Genomic DNA, 23,005 nt, shown 5'->3' on the forward strand with positions numbered 1-23,005 from the left:
GCTTCGGAGCGATGCTGGTCGGATAGCAGCCGTGCTGGCTAACGGGTGATGTTAGTTGTTACCAGAATAGCTGGCTTCCGCTGGCAACGATCACTTTGTCGTGAGTATCGATTGTATAGCCTTCCTGTGCACCGGCCGTCTTGTCGAGTGAATAGAGCCTCTCGGTCGTCATCATTTTTTACTCTATGAAATCAAATGCAACCGGAACGGTTCGGAATTCGGTTTTTACTTGCGGGGGGCTGGATGGGCGGGCACTCATCGCCTTATGAGTGAGGGGCAAGCGGGTGTTCGGAACACCCTTCTAGATTACGATCTCGGCCCGGTTCTTCGACGGGCCGATCTGCGCGTCGGACGGCCTTCGATCCGCGCCGCGACCCGGCGTTCAAACGGCTTGCCCGTGATCGTGAAGTCGTGGCCGCGCCGCGAGGGCATGGATGATCGCGAGCTCGAGGAGGTCTGGCGCAACGAGATCAGGCAACTGCACCGGCTGGTCAGCTATCCTGGCGCGACCGATCGCCTAGCGGTGCTGCAGAACTCGGCGGAGGTCGAGGACGGCTTTCACCTGCTCCTCTCGAACGACCACCGTCTTCCCTTGCAGCGTTGGCTCGACGACCCGCGTGGCGGTGACTGGTATCGGAGCCCCCGCACAGCACGAAATCGCGTTCGGCTTTGGGAGGAGATCGCCAGGGTTGCCGAGGGTCTTGAGATCCTCCACGCGCAAGGTCTTCTCCATCGGAACATCGACACATGGAGCGTGCTGACCTCCATCGGCGACCAGCCGGACTTCCTTCTCACTGGCTTCGAGTGGTCGATCCGTCTGACGAGCGCGGCGGTCGGGCGGCAGAGGCGCCGCACGGCGTCCGCGCGAAGCACACGTTACTCCTTCTACGAAGACTGGCGGGCGGTTGGTGTGCTCGCCTGCCGTCTGATGAACTTTCCGGCGAGAGGACGCGCCGATGAACCTTACTTCCCGGACGTAGAGCGCGATGCCGAGTTCCTGCTAGCGGCCGAGCGCGACCTCCTCGTCCTGCTCTTGACGTCGGATCCGCTGTCGCGCTTGGATGCGACGATCGTCCTGCAGAAGATCAGTACCATCCTCGAAGGGCTGCGGGCGCAGCTTACGGGTGGACAGCCTAGGCTGGTTCTGGCGCTTGGGCTCGGGACCGAGTCGAACCTCTCGGCGGCGATCTTCCGCGCAAGCGGCGAACTCGTCGAGTCCGATGAGGAGGCGGAGCAACTCCTCTTCGTTCGGCAGGATTTGGGCGAGGAGCCGAAGCTGATTCGCTTCAAAGAGGGCGAAGGTGACCGCGGCGCCCGCTACGTGCTGCGTGGCAGCCGCCTGACCTACCGTCTCCAGACTTTCGTCCCTCCGGGTGGCGGCGCGCCGAGCTGGGCGGTGGCACGCTGCTACGACGCCGAGGCGCGGGAGCCCGCTCATGCGCGTATCGACCGCAGCGTCGTGCTTGGCACTTTGCCGATTGAGGTCATCACCATCCGCGAGGCGGCGCAAGGCGCGGCCAAGCTGGTGGGGACGACGACCCGCTGGGACGCGCTAGTCGGGGCGCCCCCGCCGGATCCGCTCGAAACGGCGCTTCAGGACAAGACCTACGGCGAGCTCGTCCTGTTCCAGGTCGCCGAGATGCTTATGGAGGCGGCGGACATCTGGCCGGTGACCGTTGCCCGAGAGAAAACGAGCGGCGGCAACGTGACGCTCGAACTGACGGTCCGGCGGGACGACGTTCTCGAGCGCCTGTCGCATGCTTTGGATCTTCCGCCGCCAGGTCCGCGGTTGCGAAGGCTGATGGAATCAGATCAGGTCGGTGTCGAGGGCGAGTGGCGATTGACCGAGGAGCCCGTCCTCGGACTACGCGGCGGCGACCGAACGCGCTGGCGCCTCGTCAACGCCGATCTGAAGGCCCGTCCGGAGCGCTACGTCCTCGAAGGCCCGGGGCCGTCGCCGAATGGTTCGGATCTCTATCTCCGAGCTGGCGGCGACGGCAGCGATCGCCTGCTTCAGCGCAAGTTGAAGGCGCTCCGCAGCCTGCGTGAGCACGGCGAGCTTCTCGAGATGCTGGCGAGCCCGAGGCTGAGGCGGAGGGCCTCCCACGACCGCTGGGCGCTGGATGGGCTTTCCGACGTACTCGACGCGTCCAAGATGAAAGCCTTGGGTGAGCTCTGGGCGGTGTTGCCATTGTATCTGCTGCAAGGTCCGCCGGGGGTTGGCAAGACCCGGCTGGTACAGGAGCTCGTCGCTGCCCGCATGGGTCAGGACGGGGCTGAACGCCTCCTGCTCACCGCGCAGAGCCATGCGGCGGTCGATCACCTGCTCGAGAAGGTGAAGGGCGAGCTGGACAAGCGGCGCGACATGTCGCTTCCCGACCCGGTCCTGGCGCTGCGCTGCCGGCCCAAGGACCATGGATCTGGGTCCAGCGACTGGGACTTGCCGGTCCGAGCGGCTGCGTTGGCCGCGGACCTCGCCCAAAGCGATCTCGCACGGTCCGCACCCGCCCATCTGGCGCAGAAAATCTCGGATGTGGCCGCGACGCTGCGCGGCGCCGGCATGGACGATGGTGAGCCCCTCGGCCGACAGTTGCGAAACAGCCCTGACCGGTCGTTCCAGTCGCTACTGCTGCGTTCGTCCAATCTTGTCTTCGCGTCGACTAACGCGGGCGAGCTTGAGACATTAGTCGAGGAACGAGCGCAGTTCGACTGGTCGATCGTCGAGGAGGCGGGGAAGGCGACGGGTGTCGACCTTCTCGCTCCGTTGCTGCTCTCCTACCGTCGTCTAATGATCGGCGATCACAAGCAGCTGCCGCCCTTCAACACCGAGCGTATGGAGAAGCTATTTGCAGCACCTCAGCGCATCGCGGACGCGTTCGATGTGGGGCGTCACCTGCTCGCGCGCGCGTTCGGCCAGGCCGGGATCGACGAGGCGCTCGACTTCGTAGCGAATGCCGACATCGAGACCCTCAGTGCGGGCGCACGGTCTCGGATGATGATGTTCGAGACCATGATCGAGGCGGAGACGGCGAAGCCTCCACGCGAGGGTCGCCTCTCCATGGCCATGCAGCTCGACCAGCAGCACCGCATGCACCCGGCGATCGGACAACTCGTCGAACGGTCCTTCTACCCCGGCACCCTCGCCACCTCTGACGACGCGCGGGCGCGCTTCGCGACCGAACCGTGTCCCGTCTCATTCGCGGGTGCGGTCGGATCGAGTCCTGTCACCTTCATAAACATGCCGTTCGGCCACGCCATGGTGGGCGGCTCTTCTCCGGAGATGCCGCCGCGATGGCGGAACATGCCCGAGGTCAACACGGTGGCGGAGGTCCTGCGGCGGCTCCAGGCGATTGGAGACGACAGGCCAGAGATCGCGGTGCTTACGCCATACCGGGCCCAGCATCGCTTTCTGGAGGACCGGATCGCGGCGGACCGGCGTTCCGGACGTCTCGACAACTTGGAGCGCTTCTCAGAGGTAGGGGGTGGCATTTGCCACACCGTCGACTCCTTCCAGGGTAACGAGGCTGACGTGGTCGTGATTTCCCTGGTAAGGAACAACGCCCATTCGGGCGTGAAGTCCTTGGGCTTCCTTAGCGACAAGCGGCGCATGAACGTCTTGATGAGCAGAGCGCGCTGGCGGCTCGTGCTGGTCGGCAGCTTGGACTTCCTCAAGGCGCGCTTCCAAGAGGAGCTTGAGCCGGAAGAGGGCGAGCGCCTCGGCTTCCTCCGACGCTGGCTTGCCGCTTTCCAAGAATTGGAGGGCACTAAGGGACCTGACGGTGTGCCCTTTGCGAGCGTGGTGCATATCGCCGATTTGCTAGGAGACGGGGAATGACGACGCGGGTTGCCATACCGATCGTCTATTCGACTGTCCGGCTGCATCTTGAGAAGGGAAGACGCTGGAGCGTGGCCGAGCACCTTCTGCTCTTCGCGTTGAAGAGCGGGGAGAGCACGGCGGCGGACCTGGCGGTCCGCTCGCGGTTGCCGCAGCGCATGGTGCTCGAGGCCTTGATCAACCTCATGCGCGTCGGCTGGGTCGAGATCGTCGCGACCGGCGACAGGGTCCGCTTCGCCATCACGACGGGTGGCTCGGCCCATGTCGACAAGGAGGAGCTACCGGTCGTCACGCAACCGCTCACGAAGGACATGAAGTTCGCGGTTGACCGCGTTCTTGGCGGGGTACTGCGTTGGCGGGAGCTCACCTTCGTATCGCCGGCGCGTTTCGAGAGGCTCCGGCAAGACGACGTCGTGGTCCTTCGGGTGGGCGCCGACCTTCCCGAGGTGAAGCCGCGCGACATCATCGACAGCCTGCTTGACGAGGACGAGACGCACCGCGGGTCGGATCGCAGTGCGGCCCGGCCGGGTGACGGCTGGGTCCTCGCCACGGTTGTCGGCGACAAGGTTGAGGGGCTCCCACGCAGCGCGACCGCGCTCCGAAAGCTCGTCCTAGAGGCCGCTGCCGGTGCTGAGCCTCACGGTGGAGTCGAGTCCATCCCCGCGGCGCCGGTAACGACCCTGCAGCCTGAGCGCCAGATCCTGTTGGCTCCGCAGGACATCATCACGGGTGACACGGCGCACTGGGATCACATCGCGGATACGATAGCGGCCGCCCGGTCGTGGGTCGCGATCCATTCCACCTTCGTGCGTGAGGAGCCGTTTATGCGGCTGCTGCCGCTTCTGGAGCGGGCCGCGCGCGATCACGGCGTGCGGACGGACATCTTCTGGGGACGCGGGAACGAGCGAGAGGCGGCCAACCCTGCGCGGCGGGTAGTCGAAACCTATTCGCGCGCGATCGCGGAGCGCGAGCTCGGTCAGTGGGTGAAGGTGCACCCGTTCTCAACCAGCTCGCACGCCAAGCTCTTGATCGCCGACGACGGCAGGGAGCGCTTCCGCGCGACGGTTGGATCGTGCAACTGGCTCTACACAGGCTGGACATCCTTCGAGACGTCGGTCCGGCTCGGGGACGGCGAAATCGTAGCAGACGTGATGGATGTGCTCGCTGAACTCGCATACCAAGCAACAGGCGATTGGGCCGGGATCACCGCGGACGTAGCCGGAAGGGCGCGCGTCGTGAGGTCCGACAGGTCGAGGCGCAATGGACGCCGGGTTGCGGCGCGGCTCCTGCTGGGACCGGACCATGTCAGCATGTTCGAGCGCATGCGCGACGAAGCGCAGCGTCGACTGGTCGTCGCGAGCCATCGGCTCGGAGCCGCTGCGGAGAACATGGCGCTAAAGCCGATCCGCGCTGCGGTCGCCGACCGGGAGCTAGACGCGACGGTCTATTACAGCACGCCCTCCGACAAGGTGACGGCGCAGGTCGCGACCGAGATGACCTTCAAGTCCCGCGACGCCGGTGTGAACCTCCGTCAAGTGACGGACCCCTCGATCCACGCCAAGTTCATGTACTGGGACGACGACGACCTCGTGGTCACGAGCCAGAACCTGCTGTCCGCGGACCCTCTCAATCCACTGGAGGAGATTGGCGTGCATCTGCGGGGCCCGGGCGTCGCCAGGGATCTTGCGGACCGCCTCGCGTTGCGCTTTCCACGATGAGGGACGGACTATGTCGTCCGACCACAGACAGAAATTGTTCGACCTGGACGCGCTCGCGGTGGCTATCGACGATGCAGGCATACGCAAGGAGTTGGAGCGCTATCCGGCAGGCGTCATCTGATACAGCTTCTTGGGTGCAAATGAAGTGCGTCGTGACACACTAAGTCACGGGAGACACCGGAACATAGCAAAAACATCGATCCTCCTTTATACTTGACCTGTAACGATCGTCACTGATGTGGGAGACCTACCCGATGCCAGCTGGCACGCACCGCGTTTTTAAGCTGCCGGCTCGCTTTTCTATCGAGGGCCGAATTCACAAGAATCCGATTATGCAGCTTAGCCGAGCCGCTATGCATGAAGAGTTTGCTGTCGCGTCCAAAGCCGTCAAGCGATCTTCCTATACGGTTCTTCATCCAAACCAGGGTGCGCCAATCCTTATCACAGACCGCCGTCTCACAATTGCTGACGAGCCGGTCGATGTCTTTCGCTGCCGGAACTGGGATGCGTTCATAGGCGGATCCAGCGAGCTCGAAGGCGAATGGCTCACGCCTGCATCCGCACTCATTAATCTCCTATCTCCAAGCAAAGCTAGCGAGGCGCGCGATGCGGTCTTGGATGGTTGGCGCGGCGCGTTCGAATTTCGCGAGGAAAGGCGTGACGGGGATCGCATCATCGAGACCGGGCTCCGTCCACCTCAGATCGGAGCGCTATTCGGCGTCCTCTCCCACTGGAAGACAAGCAATCTGCCAGCAACCGTGGTCATGCCAACCGGTACCGGAAAGACGGAGACGATGCTTGCGTTGTTAGCGCGGGAAAGACTGTCGCGGCTGCTGGTCATCGTGCCTACCGGTGCGCTGCGTGATCAGATCGGTGAGAAGTTCGTCTCGATGGGACTTCTCAAGCAATTGGGAGCACTGAGGGATGACGCGCCCTTGCCAATCGTAGGACTGCTGGAGCACAAACCCAAGACCGCCGAAGAGGTAGACGCCATCTTTATGGGCTGCAACGTGGTAGTCACGACGATGGCGGTCGCTGGTCAAAGCACCGAAGCGGTCCAGCGCCGCATGGCTGAGCTATGCTCGCATCTATTCATCGACGAAGCGCATCACATCTCAGCCCGGACATGGGAGGCGTTTCGTGGACACTTCGCTGATCGCCCAGTGGTCCAATTCACTGCGACCCCATTTCGCAATGACGGCAAGCATGTGGACGGCAAGGTCGTCTTCAACTATCCGCTTCGTAAGGCGCAGGCCGAAGGCTATTTCAAGGAAATCCGCTTCGCACCGGTCGACGAACTGGATCGGGTAGAGGCAGACCAAGCTATTGCCGCAGCCGCCATCGCGCAGCTCGCTTCGGACGCTTCTGCTGGTTTCAACCACCTCGTCATGGCGCGCTGCTCGGACATTAAACGCGCTGAGCAGGTATACGCTTATTACGCAGCACTCGCGCCCGAGCATGCGCCGCTACTGCTCCACAACGGAATTTCGGTTGGCGAGGCCCGCGACGGTTTATCCCGCCTCCGCCGCGGAGACGCGCGCATCGTGGTGTGTGTAGACATGCTGGGAGAGGGTTTCGACCTTCCGGACCTGAAAATCGCCGCAATTCACGATCCGCATAAGAGCCTCGCAATCACATTGCAGTTTACAGGGCGGTTCACGCGCTTTCGCTCCGATCTCGGTGAAGCCACGATGATCGCCAATATCGCCGACCCTGGGGTCGGCGAGGCTCTCCAAGATCTGTACGCCGAGGACGCGGATTGGAACGTCCTGCTTCGAGACCTTAGCGAAGGTGCTAACACTAGGCAGGCTCGTCGTTCGGACTTTATCGATGCTTTTCAAGATGTCCCCGACGTAGTTTCTCTGCGCAATATCTTCCCGAAGATGAGTGCCGTTGTATTTCGGACGGGTACGAGGCGATGGCGGCCAGATCGTGCGATTGCCGCAATGGGTTCAACCGAAATCTATGCCGGTCCGACCGTGAACGAGCGCAATAAGGTGCTACTGTTTATCACGCGCGAACACGACGCTGTATCTTGGGGCGATGTTCGCGACATACGGAACACCGAATGGCACCTCTACCTTGTCCATTGGAACGAGGAGCAGGGGCTGCTCTACATCAACAGCTCGAACAACAGCAGCATGCACGAGGATCTCGCCAAGGCGGTCGCTGGCGACGACGCGACTCTATTGAAGGGTGAGCTTGTCTTTCGGTCGCTCCACAACGTGAACCGACTGGTCCTGACGAACCTCGGCCTAAGCGATGTGATCAATGATCGACTGAGGTTCAGCCTGCATGTTGGACCAGACATCACTGACGCGCTGCCGGAGGCGATGCGGACCAACAAGAGAAAGTCGAACCTTTTCGCGCACGGTTACGAAGACGGAATGCGGGTGACAGTAGGCTGCTCGCAGAAGGGCAGGGTGTGGTCGATGACTACCGCCGAGGATCTAGCCTCTTGGGTGGAATGGTGCCACGCGGTCGGCGCTAAGCTCCGCGACGAAACGATTTCGACACGCGATGTCTTCACCAACGTCATCCTGCCAGTCGAGATCAGCGAGCGCCCTGCTCTTATCCCGTTACTGATCGACTGGCCCGAAGCGTTCCTCAAGCGGGCAGAGGACGCGATCACGGTTTCGATCGATGGGGAGTCTGTGTTGTTCTTCGATGCGGAACTGCAAATTTTGGATTTCACGACCAACACGCCGATCCGCTTTCGGGTCGTTACCCCTAATAAGGTTGCAGACTATATCGTCCGGTTCTCGTCTGACGGTATTTTATATGAGGCACAGGGCGCTTTTTCAGCCGATATCAGGATCGGCCGCACGACAAGGTCCCTAGGGGATTGGTTTCGTAAGGAGCCGCCGGCAATACGCTTCGATAATGGTGGTTACCTTGAGGGAACAGAGCTTTTCGTGCCCCCTGTCGGGGCCACGCGCAAACCGTTCGACCGCGATCGGATAGTCGAATGGGATTGGGCGGGCGTCGACCTAGCGAAGGAATCGCAGCGCGTCGAGAAGCGACCAGACTCCATCCAGCGGCGCGTCCTTGATCACCTTCTCGCCACGACCACAGAGGATGAGTTCCCAATCATATTTGATGACGATGATGCCGGAGAAGCAGCGGATATTGTTTGCATTGGGGTTCGCGACGGCAGGCTGGCAGTCCATCTTTACCACTGTAAGTTCTCAGGATCTTCTAGTGCGGGGGCTCGTGTCGACGATCTTTATGCCGTGTGCGGCCAAGCGCAGCGCAGCACACATTGGCGTAGCGCAGTGCCGGAACTCTTCAAGCATCTTCGTCGGCGTGAGGACGGCCGCCGGGCAAAGCTGGCGGCTGCAGGTCTCGATCACGTTTCGCGATTTGAGCGCGGTGATCTTCGTGGCTTGCGTGACCTAGGAAAGCAGGTGAAGCTCCTGCTTCCTGAGTTTAAGGTCTTTATTGTCCAGCCGGGTTTGTCTAAAAAATCGTTGATAAATCGACAGCTTGATCTGCTCGGGGCGACGGACCTCTACCTGATGGACACCGCAGCGATTTCACTGGGCGTAATAGCGAGCGAGTAAGTGCTGCTCAGCCTGCACGACAGCTCGACTATACATGCTACCACCGGATAAGTTGGATCCCGGGTTATCTCTTGGGTCAGATCATCTAGGGAACGTCGGCGAATGGCTCGAATTCAGGGTGACCGAGCGCTTGAAGGCGATGGTGAGGATAACCTCGGCTTCGGCCCGACGGCGGACATGCTAGCCGAAGCTTTGGCCATCGGCACCTCGTCCGAAGGTCTAGTGGTCGGCGTCACTGGCAGGTGGGGGTCGGGCAAATCGAGCCTCATCAACCTTACGCAGGCGGCGCTCCGCCGCCGCGCGAATGACGAGCGCCCTCACGTGATTGAGTTCAAGCCATGGTTGGTGGGCGAACGCGACGCTTTGCTTCAGGCGATGTTCTCGGAGCTTGTGGCAGGGATCGACCAGATCGAGCTTGAGGCCGGAGACGCAACCGGCGTCACGATCCGCAAGGCGCAGCGGGCGGCGACGGCCGTGCGCGAGTTCGCCGGCTTGCTCAGCGGCGCGGGCAAAGTCGTGAAGGCGGGCAGCGTGAGCATTCCCTTCGTCAGCTCGCTGATCGGCATGGTAGAGGACTTCTTCCAGTCCGCCAACAAGGACAAGCCCAGGTCTCTCGCTGCCTCGAAGAAGAAGGTGTGCAAGCGGCTTGCGAAGTTGAAGAGGGCGCTCGTCGTCGTGATCGACGATGTGGATCGGCTGGAACCGTCGGAGATCGTCGAGGTGCTGCGGCTGGTGCGGTCCGTCGCCGACTTCCCGAAGATCACCTATGTCCTGTCCTACGATCACGACATCGTTTCGCACGCGGTCGAGGTTGCCGCGCAGGTGCGCGACGGTAGCGCCTATATCGAGAAGATCGTGCAGATCACTGTGCCGGTCCCGCATCCGGAAGCGTTCGATCTGCGGCGATGGTTCGAGCGCGAACTGAAGGAAATGAACCTCGCCGGGGGCGACGAGGTCGAGCGGCGCATCTTCGAGATCATCGACCGGGAGGGCGGGCAGTATCTCGTCACACCGCGCGCGGTCGTCCGCACGCTGGATTCGATCCGGTTCCATTGGGCCGTACTCGAAGGAAGGGTCGATCTGACCGACTTTATATGGCTCCATTTCGTGAAGGTCGGGAACCCGGCACTATACGAGTGGATCACCGTCTATCTCGCTGAGATGTCGGCCCGGGCGTCGGGCCGGACAAACATCTCCGAGGAGCAGAGGGTCAGGGCCCGCCAGAGCCTGGATGCCGCTCTTGAGTGCGACGGCACGACGTTCGGGGAGGTATGCGACCGGCTGGCGGACCACCTTCCGGGCATCGCCAGCTACCACCGCGATCCCGACGGCGGCATCTACGAGGAAGTGCACCAGGTGGAGATGGACCGGGCGATTGGCGCGCGCCGCCTGTCCAGCCCGGATCACTACCGGCTGTATTTCGCCTTCGCGCAGCCGACTAACGCCCCGCGGTCCAGCGACTTCAACGACCTTGCGACCGCGATTGCTGCATCGGCGGAACAAGCCGCAGACCTGCTGCGGAAGTGGCAGGGTCAGCGCCTGACGAGCGGCGTGACGCGCGCCGAGGTCATGCTGGACCGGCTGGCTGCCAGGGTCCTGGCGGCTCCGACGGCGCCGGAGGCCGAGCATCTGCTCCTGGCCTACGCCAACGTGATGGACGAGCTGGCGGGAGGGAGCGTGAACGACTTCGGCGGTCCGGACGTATGGCGCAGGGCTATGCGTTCGCTACCGACACTGCTTGATACGCTAGGCGACGCTCGCGAGGCCGGCATCCGGCGCATGTTCGCTGAGGGCCAGGCTGTTTCATGGCTGACGTCGCTCTTTCGGCACGAGACGTTCGCGCACGGCCGCCACGGCGATAGGCCGGATTCCGACCGACTGCTGGCATCGGACGAGCTCGATCTAGTGACCGAGGTGATGCTCGGCCGATACAGGCGCATGTCGTTCGATGACATTAAGGCCCAGCTCCAGCCGCTGAGCATGCTCTTCGCTTGGCAGCAGGGCGGCGACGAGGACGGCCCTCGCAACCTTCTCGCCTCCGAGGTCGATACGGACGAGGGGCTGGTGGGTACGCTGCAGCACCTCTGCGGCCGGGTCCGCACCGCGACGGCAACCGCTGAGCGCGAGATCGCAACGCTGAGCCGGTCGAACATCGCTTCGCTGGTCGACTACGAGTCGGCGCGCGAGCGCATCACCCAGCTGGCCGAGACTGCGCAGGACCCGGTGTTTCGGGAGAAGGCCCGCATCCTGCTCGAGAGCTTCCGCGACGGCGATCGCTTCTAGTCTGCCTCGTCAAACTGCCAGCGGCATGCGCCGATCATTCGAAAGAAATTGAAAGGCTTCAGATGAGCGACGACCCGATGGACTCTACCGATGATAATGACGGCGACCCGGTGGTAGACAATGTCAACGGAGGACAACCGCTTTACGATCCGGTCTCGCGCGAGGATTTCGCCGCGGTCGACCTCGACACGCTCACGGCCGACCTGCGGCGGCTCGATCGTCATTCGTTGGTCGATCTCTTCTGGGGTAAAATCAAGGACACCCAAGATACCGGCGACGCAGTCGCCGAGCGCGTCTATCGCCTCGTCTCGTCCCTCATTGGCCTGCACCTGCGGGTCGAGGCCGAGGGCGATCCGTTCGGCCTCCAGTGGCAGAGTGAGACCCGCCGGACAGCCCTGCCGCATGATTTCCGCGGCGATCAGAGCGAGGTGCTGGCCGATCTTGCACCCACGATCGGCCATCCGACCTTGCGCGCCCGCTTCGCCGATGTTGCCTATGAGACCGGCGTTCGCCGGGCCGGGCGGACTGCGATCGAGGCCTATTGCGAGGTAGCGCGCCGTTTCGCCGATGGCAGCGCCGAACTGCAGTTTCCCGAAATGGAAACGCGCGCGATGGACTGCGTGAAGCCGCTCGAGCGCTGCTTCATGATCAATGCGCGCATCGCCAAGCGTGGCACGCTAGTCGAGCCTTTGCCCGAGACCGTCCGTTTTGCCTTCGCCCACGCCCTCGATGCACGGGCCTATTTTCCGCTAACTCAGATCGGCCGACGCGTGCTCCAAGCTAGGCTGATACCAGCGGACGAGGTGGCGGCCGCCGCTGCCGATCTTGCCGCCAGCGCGTTGCCAAACGACTATTGCTTGGCGGTCAAGGAATGCTGGCAGCTCGCCGCCGATGCCTATGATCGCGCTGGTGACGCGGAGGCGAGCCGCGAGGCCTCGATCAAGGCGATCGAGCAGACCTTTGCCATGGTGGACTCGGTGTCTCAGAGCTCGGCCAAGGCCCATTGGGTGAAAGAGACGCTTCGCGAGTTCCGCGCCTTGGGCGGCGTTCCCGAGCGCGTCACCGAAATGCGCCGGCGGCTTCGCGAATTGCAGGACATGTCGCTTGACGAGTTCGGCAGCTTCGCCGTGCCGCTCGATGGCATCGATGAGTTGCGAGTGAAGACCTTCGACGAGTTCAAGGCGCTCAGCCTCTCAGACGCCATGCGCGCGATGGTGGGCTTTTCGATTCCCGACGATGTCGAGGAGCTGAAGGCCGCAGTGCTCAAGCAGAGCCGGGAATTTCCGCTCTCCAACATGTTCGGCGCGAGCTATGCCGACCATGAGGGACGCGAAGTGGCGCGAGGACCGTCGCTCGATTCTCAAGAGGAACCGAGCGAAGCCTGGTACAAAGAACATGGTATTCGCCATCTTGGTATCACGCGGAGATACCGCGTTCATGGCAATATTGAACCCGCCCGCCAAGCCGTCCTCGAGCGCTACTCGGTGAACGAGCAGCATCTGTTGCCGATCGTTCAGCTGAGCAGCTTCATTCCCGCTGGCCATCATCACATCTTCTCGATCGGCTTCGCGCGGCTCTGGCAGGGCGACTATGCGACTGCCACCCATCTGCTGATCCCGCAGATCGAGAATTCATTACGACATATCCTCCAGATGGCGGGGCGCGATGCGTCAAAGATAGAAGAAGATGGCATCGAGGGCGACAGGCCACTCAATGTGCTACTGACCTTCTATCGCGCTGACCTCGAGGCCATTCTCGACAAGAACATCGTGTGGCAAATCGACAGTCTGCTCAATTTCCGCCCCGGGCCGGCACTGCGTAATGAGCTCGCCCACGGCAAGCTCACCTGGAGTGAATTCTACGCCGATGAGGCGATTATCGCTTGCTGGATGGTCTACATGCTGACCCTGGCGCCGATCCTGCGCTATTGGGACGGCCATGTCGCACCCGCGCTTGAGGCCATGACATCGAGCGGAGAAATTTAGGGTATTGGCTCGCGCTCATAAACGGTAAGACTTGCCGCACCGCGCTTGGGCCGTGCTACTGAGCGCCCGCTGGACCAGTGCCATCATCGGCTTCCGTCGATACCGGGCATTAAAGGAGACGCTGTGAACGGCCAGCATTGGTCGGATAGCCGCCTGACAAGCGGACGGTCTGATCCTGGGGGGCAAAAATCGCCAGCTGAGCGTCCGGTAAGGGTCGGCAGCGAATCCGCATGATGGTGGTCCTGCTAAATATCAGATGTCGTTAGTGGCCAATGTCCACCGCTCAGATCCATCGATGCGACGAGCTCTACCACCTCAAAATCATAGCTCGTCCATCCCCGCTGGCGTGCCGCGTCGGCGGTCGCCGCTTTCTTGCCAATCGCCTCTTTGAGCGATTTGCTATGGCCCCAGAAGACCTCGGTCCGGCCGCTTTCGAGCTGCGCGACTATCCGCCAATAATGCGTAAAAGGGGACGCCGTGGGGCCGATCGTTTTGACGTAGCCGTCGCTCAATGTCGCGGTGAGATATCGCTTTCTGGGCTTCATCGTCTTCAACGGCTCTAGCGCTGCTTCTTGACAATGGTTGCGGTGAAATCGGCGTCCTTGTTGGCAACCCAGTCGACAAATTTACGGATGGTGGGGTTGGCCAGTAGGGCCTCGACATACAGGCCATGGCGTTGGAGTTCGGAATTGGTGAAATTGGCGATCAGCGTCTTCTGGCAGATAGGATGCATCGGCACGACATCGCGCCCGCCAGGGCTCTTGGGCACGGGGTGATGCCAGACGATGGCTTTCCCGGTGGACTGGCCACAAAGCCAGCATGAGGGTGCTACCGCAGGGGCTTCTTCCTCGCCATGATCATCCTCGTAAGGGCCATGTTTGAAATGCTTTCGGGCCACGCGTTCACCTGTTTTGTCTGAATTTCGTCCGTCTATCGTGGTCGGGCTGGCATGACCATACCGGCATCTGCCGTGCCCGATGTGGTTAGCGGACTGTCCGTTGTTGGGGATGGAAAATCTATTGGTGAACGACCGCGAAGGGTCGGCCTACTCTGAAGCGTTCTACCTGTGGCCATCATGGCCTTAGGAGACGTGTCATGGGATTGTCAGAATTTGATCCCGCCGCTCGCGAGCGAGTATCTTGGAACGCCGGACGCAAGGTGGGGGCGAAGCGCGCGCTCAAACCCCGTCAGATCTGGGCCGTCCGTTTCTTCCTCGACCAGCATGGACGCATTCGGGATCGGGCCCTCTTTGATCTCGCCATCGATAGCAAGCTGCGCGGCTGCGACCTAGTGAAGATCAGAATCAGCGACATAGTTTGTGATAGGAAAATTCGAACGCGAGCCACCGTGGTTCAGCAAAAGACCGGAAGGCCAGTTCAGTTTGAGCTGATGGACGATGCTCGCGCCAGCCTCCTCAAGTGGCTCGAACTCCGGGGTGGATCCCTGGAGGACTACGCCTTCCCCAGCCGCACCGACCACGCGGCCCACATCAGCACACGGCATGGACTTGTAACGGTTTTGCGCCGGTCCCCTATCTCATTATGCCACCTTGGCCTCAAAGGCGAGTGGGCTGATCCCGCCCAGATATGAATGGCGCCGCCGTGAGTTGTAGAAGCCATTGATGTACTGAAAGATGGCGGCCTCTGCTTGCCGCCGGGTTGGCCAGCTCTGCCGCCAGATCATTTCCGCCTTCAGGGATTTGAAGAATGTCTCGACGGCGGAGTTGTCGTAACAATTGCCTTTGCCGCTCATGGATGGACGCAGGCCGTAGGCCTGCAGCTTCTTTTGGTAGTCATAGGAGCAATATTGGCTGCCGCGATCGGAATGAAAAATGCAGCCATGCGGCGGATTGCGCAGGCGCACCGCCATATCCAATGCCCGGATGGCCAGATCCTTCTTCATCCTATCGCTGACAGCCCAGCCAACGACACGGCGGCTGTGCAGGTCGAGGATGACGGCAAGGTAGAGCCAGCCTTCCGATGTCCAGACATAGGTGATGTCGCCAGCCCATTTGCAATTTGGCGCATCGGCGGCAAAGTCGCCATCCAACCAGTTCGCTGCGACACCCAGGCGATGGTGGCTGTCCGTCGTCACCTTGTGTTTGCGTGTGCGGACCGGCTTGATCCCGTTGATCCGCATGAGGCGGCCGACCCGACGCTCACCAACATCAAGGCCCGCCTCCTTGAGTTCCATCGTCATCCTCGGACGACCGTAGCTGCCAAGGCTCAGGCTATATTGTTCCCGAATATGGGCCAGCACCCTCATGTCTGTCCGCTCCCGATGACTTACTGGACGCGAGCGCCAGGAACGATAACCGCGCTCGCTCACCTGAAGGACACGGCACATCAGCTCCACCGGCCACCGATGCCGCCAGCTGTGCACAAAGGCGAACCTCACGGCCTTTGGCTCGCGAAGAACTGAGTCGCCTTTTTTAGGATTTCCCTCTCCTCCCGAAGCACGCGGTTCTCAAGGCGAAGCCGTTCATTCTCTCGTGCCAGATCTGCCTGCGGCGCTGCCACCAGGTCCGATGGACGATAATGCGAAACCCATTTGTTCAGCGTCGACTTGCCGACACCCAAATCTGACGCGACGCGTCCGCGCGACAACCCGCTGGTCAGCGCAATGCGCACAGCCTCCTGCTTGAACTCTTCACTATGCTTCATCATCTCGTCGGTCTCCTTGAACGAGCCTTAAACTCTCAAGTGACCGGCACAAAACCGTTACAAGTCCAAGGAGGGCCGACCTGAACATCGGCGGCAAGAACGGGATCGGTGGGCGCGAGGCTGGCGGCGAGCAGGAGAGCGATGCTCCATGGCAGGCCCAGCAAGGCCCCGCCCATCAGCGTGATGATGCCGATGCCGAGCGGCATGGTGATCGCAAGCAAACGCCAGGTTACGCCCCAGCGCCGCCAGTGAAAGGGGCGGTCAAGCTTCAACCCTGCGCCCATCAGTGCGATAATCACCACAAATTCGCTGAAGCGTTCGGTGATAACGGGATAGTTGATCGGCGAAGGCCGGAACTTCACCTCCGGCAAACAGAAGATGCCAGCGCCTATGAGGATGCACACAATGGGCAATGACAGCGGGAGCTTTTTCAGCGCAAGCGGTAGCCAAGCCACCAGCGCTATCAGGAACCCCGCGCCTGTCAGCATCAGGATATACGGCTCGGGCGCAGTGAAAGGCAGATCCATCAGCCGCTAACGCGCCGGTTGCATGGACGTTGCTGGCCCTCGCTCCACCGCGTACCCTCACATTCCATAGCAGCGACTGTACGGCCTCCATCAACCGCTCAATAGCTGTGGCCGACATGCAGTTTGCTGGGGGACCGGACGCCTCGCCCTGCGGCCCTTTTCGCAGGCAAATGTCACGTCTGCGGACGCCAACGTCCTTGAAGAGCTAGGCTCTTAATGGTCTTCGTCAGAGGATTGACGTAGATCGCTGCACCGTGGAACCTCTCTTGAAAGAGGGGCCCGAAACCACTGTTCGAGAGGATTGAGCCATGTCTGGAGACGACCCAACTATCTCACGTCGCCAGTTTGTAGCTTCAGCGGGTGCTGTAACTGCATCGTCGGCTATCGGCACGGCCCAAGCAGCGGCACCAGAGCGGCTCGCTGGTCGATTTGCCGGTAAAATAGCCTGGATTACCGGCGGCGCACGTGGTCAAGGTCGCAGTCATGCTCAGCGTCTTGCCGCGCAGGGCGCTGACATCATTATTTCCGATAGCGTGACTTCGCTGCCGACGATCGAATACCCCATGGCAAGCCAAGCGGACCTGGATGAGACCGCGGAGATGGTACGTGCAATGGGGCGGCGCGTGCTAGCGCTCAGGTCCGACGTACGCGATCCTGACGCGGTCACCGAAGTCGCGCAAAAAGGCGTCGAAATGTTCGGCAGAATTGATCTGTTGGTCGCTAATGCGGGAGTGTACGGCACTGCCCCCTTGGCCTCCATGAGCGACGGCTTGTTCGATGATGTCGTGCGCACCAACCTCTATGGCGTCTTTCACAGCATGCGCGCCGTGCTTCCGGGCATGGTCGCGCGCCGGTATGGGCGCATTGTTGCCATCGCATCGCTAGCTGCTCGAACGGGGCAGATGAACTCGGGCGCTTATTGCGCATCCAAATGGGGCGTCATTGGAATGGTCAAGGCCACCGCACTGGAGGTCGCGAAGAGCAATGTGACGGTAAATTGCGTTTGCCCGACCGGCGTCAACACTCCGCTGCTCAATAACGCGGCCGCGTGGAAGCGGGCCTTGCCTGGCGACGCGGAGCCCAGCCGGGAAAAATTCGAGGCGAAAATGCGCCTCAATCCGTTCACCCCCCAAGGTGTGCCTTGGGTGGAACCGGCTGACGTCAGCGACAGCGTCCTGTTCCTCCTGTCTGAAGAAGCACGGCATATCACTGGTTCAGCCATTGACGTGGCGGCGGGAAGCATGGCCAGTAACGTCGCGTAGATGCCCTTTTTTCTGGCCCCATCATGCATTGATAAAAGGCTGCAAAAACGCGTCACCGACCCCGGTGGATCTCAGCGGCTAAATCCGGTGAACCCACAGCCGGCCGCGAGTGGATGCTCCAATGGAGAGCTAATTGACCGCTGCCGGACGAGGTAAACTTACTCCTGGATGTTCAACAAGGATCGAAAGCTGAAGCCGCGCGCCACACGTTATTCTGCCCTGTCCATCAGCGGCTCTTATCTGGAACCTTAGTTCGTAGGACTGCCAACCGTGCGATCGGCAGCCCGCTTGCATGATCCAGATATTTTTGAGCTCTCGAGCCTCAGAATGCGAAACGCACGCCAACGTTCACGTTGTGACCGTGACCGCCACCAAACTCGCCCTGATAGGCGCCGTAGAGGCTAAGGCCTGCAGCAAGGTCATAGCTGGCGCCAGCGCCGATGGTTGCCATGGTTTCCTTACGTCCCGCGCCCAAGACCATGAACCGTTCGGCGTTGCCAACAAATCCAGCGGTAGCGGCGGAACGCTCGCCTTCAAGCTGATGACGCAGCCCCGCCGAGATCCATGGGTGGAACATCGCGCCTTGTCCGAGGCCGGCTTTCAGCTTGATGGCACCATCGACGAAGGTCGCGCTCGTTTTCTTGCCGTCGACCTCCAGTGCGAAGGCCGCACTACCCGTCTCGGCCGCCGATCCACGGCGGGTCGAGATATGGGTCACGCCCGCTTCAGGACGAACGGCCCAATTGCCCAGGGGGATGCTGTAGCCGACCATGCCGTCCAGCACCAGGTTGCGCAGGCGGTAGTCGCCGGATAGCGCCGTGCCGCCGGGTACCGCGCGTCGGGTGTTCGCCTCGCTCCAGTCATAGGCGATCGTCATCGTCCCGTCGAACCCACCGCTCAGGAAGTGGCCCGAGAGACCGGCAACGAGGCCATCGGCGTTCGTCCGGGCGCCCAGGCGCGCGATTGTCTGGCGACTGTCGATATGACCAATGAAGGCGCCAACTGATGCATTTGCGCTACCAAAGCCGATCCCGCCGACGAGGCCATAGCTATGGCTTTTGGCCGACGATGTGCCGACTGAGCCGCGGCCCTTGAGCGTGCGCCAGTCGCCGAGCACCTGTGCAAAGCTGAAGAGACCGGTGGTCTCGCGCGTAGTTGCGGCAAGGCCGGCCCGGCCAGCCTTGGCGAGGACCAGCCCTTGTTCCACACCAAGCTGAGACGCGCTGGCGTACGCTTCGGGCGTCAATTGCCCGAACGCCGCCGCATTGGCGGTGCCGCCGCTCAGCAGTACCGGAACCGCACTGATTAGCGCTGTCCTGGCTGTTCCGGCGACCAGCAATTCGTTGACATAATCAACCGCCGCATTGGCCTGGAGCGAAATGCCGGTGGGAGCAACGAAGGTTCCAAGCAGCTGCAATGTGGCGCCATTGTTACGCAACACGCCGACGATACCCGGATCCCGATTGACGATGTCGAAGTCACCAGTGATCGCGCCGCCGCCGTTCACCACGATCAGATCACGCGATGCACCCGGTGTCAGCGAGCCGGTCAGGTTGACGGTCGTATTATCGCCGATCGTTACCGAGCCGCCATTGACGACGATCTGATCGCTCTGGCCCACGGGCACGAATTCGAACGTCGTGGTCGTGCCGTTGGCGATCGTCAGATTGCCGTTGATCGTCATGATAGCGGGGGACGCGCCCGGCGACAGGGTGCCGCCCGTACCGATCGTGACATCGCCACTCACCGTGCCTGCGGTGCCGAAGGTGCCGCCGCTGGTGACATCAACCGATCCGGTGAGGGTTGATCCTGCCTGACCGATAAGCCGGCCTCCAGACACATTTACTGCCTCAACATTGAGGTCGCCGGTGAAGCTGTTGACGCCAGCTGTGTTATTTACCTGCTCGAAGCCTGTGAAAGCTGACCCGTTGATCGTGGTCTGGGCCGCATAGGTGCTGTCGGTGCTGAAGGCGAGGACGTCGGTGCCGCTGCCTGCGGCAACCGTGCCCCCGAAGCTGCCACCGGTCCCGATTGTCAGTATGTCAGCTCCCGCACCCAGATCCACGTTGCCCGAGATGGCGCCGCTATTGACCAGACTATCGGTGCCGCTTCCAGCCAGGACGTTCCCGTTGATAGTCCCACCCTGGTTGCTGATCGTGTTCGCGCCATTGCCGGTGATGATGTTGCCGGTGATCGAGCCGCCGGATGCGTTGGTCAGAAGATTGTTGCCTTCGCCAAGATCCACATTGCCCACAACCTCGCCGCTATTCGAGATGCTGACGCTTTGGCTGCCACCGCTGATCGCTGTCTCGCCAGGAGCCACGACGATGCTGGACCCTTGCGTGAGGTTCAGTTCACCGCCGCTGGATACCTCTACCGTCTGCTGGACTACGACCTTACCTGTGCCAATGATCTTTTCGACTTCGAAGCTTGTGAACAGCTGGCGAAGCGACGGATCGATCGATCCGGTGTAGGTGGTACCGGTGATATCGAAGGAAAGAATGTCCTCTCCAGCGCCGCCGTCGACCGTTCCATTCAGTACAGCTGAGCTGAGCAGGTGCGTGAAGCTGTCATTGCCCTCGCCCATACGCACCGTGCCGGTGATGGTGCCCGCATTGGTGATCGCGTCATTGCCCTCACGCACGTAGATGTCGCCGCTGATCTGACCGGCATTGTCGATGCGGTCATCGCCAGCATTGAGGTCGATCGAGCCGATGATGACGCCGGTCGCGCTATTCGTGACATGGTCGGTAGAAGGTAGATAACCGCTTTCGTCATCCAACTGGTCACCGCTGGTGTGGATCGCCCCTGCAAGATAGCCATTGGGCTGGCCGATCGCATTGTCGACGATGGGCCTGTTGGGGAAATAGTTGGTTCCAGCTCCACCCTGGATGGTACCGCTGTTGACGATGTTGATGGTCTTGGCTGCGACAGCCACGGCCACGCTATGGCTGCCCTCGGTATTGGCGATCGGGCTGTAGACCCAGAAGGGTTGGGGAAGCCCCTGCACCTGCGCCCCGACGACGGCCGTCAGCCCACCGCCGGCCTGGATGACGCCGCCTTCCAGATTCTCGATGTGTACGGTGCCAGCGCCGCTACTTTCAATGTCCACGCCCAGAGCGGCGGTCTGCGATACATAGGCCGTGTTCTGTCCCAGGCCGATAAATTGACCGGGTGTGACCGTTGCACCCCCGGTTGCCTTGATCGTACCGCCGTTGATGATGTTCACGGTCGCACTGGCGGCCGGAGCGCCCACGATTTCGGCGTCGCCAGCCTCTACTCCGAGGACAAGGCCCGAACCGCCCTTGTCCTGGCCAAGTATGCTGCCGCTGTTGTTAAACGTGATCGTCTGGCTTTCATCGGTCTCGGACTCCACGTCGAAAGCGGACATGCCGCCAAACAGCGGGGGTTCGCCCTGATTGATGGCAAGCTCGGTACGAGTCACGGTGCCGCTATTGTCAAAGCTCGCCACTCTGTTGGCGATATTGATCTCGGCCGCGCCTTCGATTGCCCCGGTGTTGGTGAAAGCAAAGTTCTGGGCAGGGATGTCCAACACATCATCATCGCCCGGGCCATCATCCTGCAACAGACCGGTGCGGATGAGCATTGCCTGACCGCCTTCTCGCGCGGAGGCCGTTATTGTGCCGTGATTCTCGAAATTGAGGTTTTGAGAGGCGACCGCAGCATAGAAGCCATCCCTGATCTCGCCATCCGCCGTGTTGATGATGGACGCGCTGTCCGCATTATATTCATCGTTGGCATTCGGCAGCACCAGGTCCAACGCACCAACCTTCAGCGTCAGGCCACGCTGAAAATATCCGTTGGCATCGATACCCGCGATCAAGCCGCTGTTGGTGAAGGAGAAGACATCCGCTGCAACATTTGCATCCAGGCCGCCGCCTATGATGCCGCTATTTTCGATCGTCGCCCCCGCCACGCTGGTGGTTTCCAGCGCCTGCCGTATGCGAACCGCGGCATTTACGCCGTCATCAAATTCCCGTTCGATATCCGTGGTGAAGGAGCGCGAGCCGGTGAACGTCGTCTCGATCGTGCCTGTATTGCGGAAAAGGAAATCCTTCCCTGCCGAAGTCGTGATGATCGAACCAATGCCGCTGGTGACCAGGTTGATCTCATCATTGTTGACGAAGCTGGCGGTGGCGATGCGGATGTCGCCATTGACTGTGCCTTCATTGGTGAAGCTTGTTAGCGCATCGCCATAGGTCGGCGTGTAAAGTGGAACAGTTCCCGGCTGCACATTGGAGCGCTGGAAGGTCGCGAAGCGCTGCTGATAATAGCCGATCGCGGCGGGAACGATAGTCACGCCTTGAGGGTAGAGGCCAGACGTGTTGAGCAGGTTTATCGTGCCGTTGTTCACGACATTGCCATCGCCCATCAAGCTGATCGATGTTCCCTGTCCTGAGAGGGTCAGCGTGGTAGCACCGCCTCGCACCTCGAACCCTTCGATTTCGAAGGTTGCGGGTAGCGCGCGTGTTCCCAGCTCAAGTGATTGTGATTGGCTGTAGCTGCGGGTGTAGATGTCGATGCCGCCACCGGCCGCGATGGCGCCAGTCACCCCGTCATCACTACCGCGCTGGATGAAGTTGGCGGTACTAAAGCCAGTGCCGAGCTGCAGATTGCCGTTCAGCGTGCCCCCATCGGAAATATAATAATAGACCGCACCAGCCAGCGGATTCTGCGGAGAGGAGGGGGTGGGCTCAACATAGGACACATGGCCGTTGATCGTGCCAGCGTTGGTCACATTGAAGCTGAGCAAGGGAATGCCCGTCCGGGCAGGCGCGATGATCGCGTTTGTACCCCCGCCAATGACCCCGCCGCTCGCATTGTTGACCGCGAGCACAACGGCCTGACCTGCGGTGATCGCTGGGTCGCCGGAGATCGCGCCGCTATTGTTGACGATGATGGCTGCGCCCAGCGTGCCGGTGATCGGTCCCGTCGAGCCGCTGTTGCTGATGATGCAGACCGGTCCGGCGCTGCCGTCGGGGCAGGTCAGGGTCGGCGCCTGTTGTGCGAGTGCGCTGCTGCTGCTGGCGCCAAGCGCAAGGACGCTGACACTCAGACCCAAACCGAGACGAATAGGCGTGTGCACAGAATTGCTGCCGATCATGTAGAAACCCCCTCCGGACGAATTGCCGGAGGGATAGGCAAAAT

The 23,005-nt window shown here is 61.4% G+C and carries 11 protein-coding genes and 1 pseudogene; 7 read left to right on the plus strand and 5 right to left on the minus strand.

Annotated elements, in window-relative coordinates; genetic code table 11:
- Positions 1 to 265: 265 nt before the first annotated feature.
- The 5 genes from IZV00_RS02205 (at position 266) to IZV00_RS02225 (ending at position 13,384) form a co-directional block, all read left to right on the plus strand.
- Positions 266 to 3,835, plus strand: coding sequence for a DEAD/DEAH box helicase (locus tag IZV00_RS02205; RefSeq protein WP_196225587.1), 3,570 nt, complete (start codon positions 266 to 268; stop codon positions 3,833 to 3,835).
- Complete coding sequence (locus IZV00_RS02210; protein ID WP_196225588.1) at positions 3,832 to 5,553, plus strand: hypothetical protein; 1,722 nt, start codon at positions 3,832 to 3,834, stop codon at positions 5,551 to 5,553. The genes IZV00_RS02205 and IZV00_RS02210 overlap by 4 nt, the downstream gene beginning before the upstream one ends.
- A gap of 236 nt (positions 5,554 to 5,789) precedes the next feature.
- Complete coding sequence (locus tag IZV00_RS02215; protein WP_196225589.1) at positions 5,790 to 9,116, plus strand: DEAD/DEAH box helicase; 3,327 nt, start codon at positions 5,790 to 5,792, stop codon at positions 9,114 to 9,116.
- 102 nt (positions 9,117 to 9,218) lie between these two features.
- On the plus strand, positions 9,219 to 11,399 hold the full coding sequence (locus IZV00_RS02220; RefSeq protein ID WP_196225590.1) for a KAP family P-loop NTPase fold protein: 2,181 nt from the start codon (positions 9,219 to 9,221) through the stop codon (positions 11,397 to 11,399).
- A gap of 62 nt (positions 11,400 to 11,461) precedes the next feature.
- Positions 11,462 to 13,384 carry a DUF4209 domain-containing protein gene (locus tag IZV00_RS02225; protein ID WP_196225591.1) on the plus strand — a complete coding sequence of 641 codons (1,923 nt, stop codon included), beginning with the start codon at positions 11,462 to 11,464 and terminating at the stop codon, positions 13,382 to 13,384.
- Between the two features lie 245 nt (positions 13,385 to 13,629).
- On the opposite strand, the gene IZV00_RS02230 is transcribed toward IZV00_RS02225, so the two are convergent.
- A complete protein-coding gene (locus tag IZV00_RS02230; RefSeq protein WP_097093795.1) occupies positions 13,630 to 13,929 on the minus strand; it encodes a hypothetical protein in 300 nt (99 codons plus the stop codon).
- Between the two features lie 14 nt (positions 13,930 to 13,943).
- Positions 13,944 to 14,282 (minus strand): hypothetical protein, encoded by a 339-nt coding sequence (locus tag IZV00_RS02235; protein ID WP_097093755.1) that lies wholly within the window; start codon positions 14,280 to 14,282, stop codon positions 13,944 to 13,946.
- A gap of 197 nt (positions 14,283 to 14,479) precedes the next feature.
- On the opposite strand from IZV00_RS02235, the pseudogene IZV00_RS02240 reads away from it, so the two are divergent.
- Positions 14,480 to 14,884 (plus strand): annotated as a pseudogene (locus tag IZV00_RS02240) (tyrosine-type recombinase/integrase); the annotation flags it as partial.
- Positions 14,885 to 14,923: 39 nt separating this feature from the next.
- On the opposite strand, the gene IZV00_RS02245 reads toward IZV00_RS02240, so the two are convergent.
- Together IZV00_RS02245 and IZV00_RS02250 are read right to left on the minus strand one after the other, a co-directional pair.
- Positions 14,924 to 16,050, minus strand: a protein-coding gene (locus IZV00_RS02245) for an IS3 family transposase (protein WP_202981374.1) whose coding sequence is annotated in 2 segments (ribosomal slippage) — positions 14,924 to 15,819 and positions 15,819 to 16,050 — 1,128 coding nt in all. Because the reading frame shifts where the segments join, the coding sequence is not laid out codon by codon here.
- Positions 16,051 to 16,082: 32 nt separating this feature from the next.
- The gene (locus tag IZV00_RS02250) at positions 16,083 to 16,574 is read right to left on the minus strand and encodes a cation:proton antiporter domain-containing protein (protein WP_230463266.1); all 492 of its coding nucleotides are present in this window, start codon (positions 16,572 to 16,574) and stop codon (positions 16,083 to 16,085) included.
- Between the two features lie 308 nt (positions 16,575 to 16,882).
- Here IZV00_RS02250 and IZV00_RS02255 point away from each other — a divergent pair, with 308 nt between their 5' ends.
- On the plus strand, positions 16,883 to 17,836 hold the full coding sequence (locus IZV00_RS02255) for a mycofactocin-coupled SDR family oxidoreductase (RefSeq protein WP_196225592.1): 954 nt from the start codon (positions 16,883 to 16,885) through the stop codon (positions 17,834 to 17,836).
- 322 nt (positions 17,837 to 18,158) lie between these two features.
- On the opposite strand, the gene IZV00_RS02260 is transcribed toward IZV00_RS02255, so the two are convergent.
- A complete protein-coding gene (locus IZV00_RS02260) occupies positions 18,159 to 22,961 on the minus strand; it encodes an autotransporter outer membrane beta-barrel domain-containing protein (RefSeq protein ID WP_196225593.1) in 4,803 nt (1,600 codons plus the stop codon).
- Positions 22,962 to 23,005 lie beyond the last annotated feature (44 nt).

The organism is Sphingobium sp. Cam5-1, from assembly GCF_015693305.1.
Lineage (GTDB): Bacteria > Pseudomonadota > Alphaproteobacteria > Sphingomonadales > Sphingomonadaceae > Sphingobium.

What these genes read in the sequence shown, in the direction of transcription:
- IZV00_RS02260 (WP_196225593.1), bottom strand. Translation starts at nt 22,961, where the DNA reads ATGATCGGCAGCAATTCTGTGCACACGCCTATTCGTCTCGGTTTGGGT.
- IZV00_RS02220 (WP_196225590.1), top strand. Translation starts at nt 9,219, where the DNA reads ATGGCTCGAATTCAGGGTGACCGAGCGCTTGAAGGCGATGGTGAGGAT.
- IZV00_RS02215 (WP_196225589.1), top strand. Translation starts at nt 5,790, where the DNA reads ATGTGGGAGACCTACCCGATGCCAGCTGGCACGCACCGCGTTTTTAAG.
- IZV00_RS02230 (WP_097093795.1), bottom strand. Translation starts at nt 13,929, where the DNA reads ATGAAGCCCAGAAAGCGATATCTCACCGCGACATTGAGCGACGGCTAC.
- IZV00_RS02225 (WP_196225591.1), top strand. Translation starts at nt 11,462, where the DNA reads ATGAGCGACGACCCGATGGACTCTACCGATGATAATGACGGCGACCCG.
- IZV00_RS02255 (WP_196225592.1), top strand. Translation starts at nt 16,883, where the DNA reads ATGTCTGGAGACGACCCAACTATCTCACGTCGCCAGTTTGTAGCTTCA.
- IZV00_RS02210 (WP_196225588.1), top strand. Translation starts at nt 3,832, where the DNA reads ATGACGACGCGGGTTGCCATACCGATCGTCTATTCGACTGTCCGGCTG.
- IZV00_RS02250 (WP_230463266.1), bottom strand. Translation starts at nt 16,574, where the DNA reads ATGGATCTGCCTTTCACTGCGCCCGAGCCGTATATCCTGATGCTGACA.
- IZV00_RS02205 (WP_196225587.1), top strand. Translation starts at nt 266, where the DNA reads ATGAGTGAGGGGCAAGCGGGTGTTCGGAACACCCTTCTAGATTACGAT.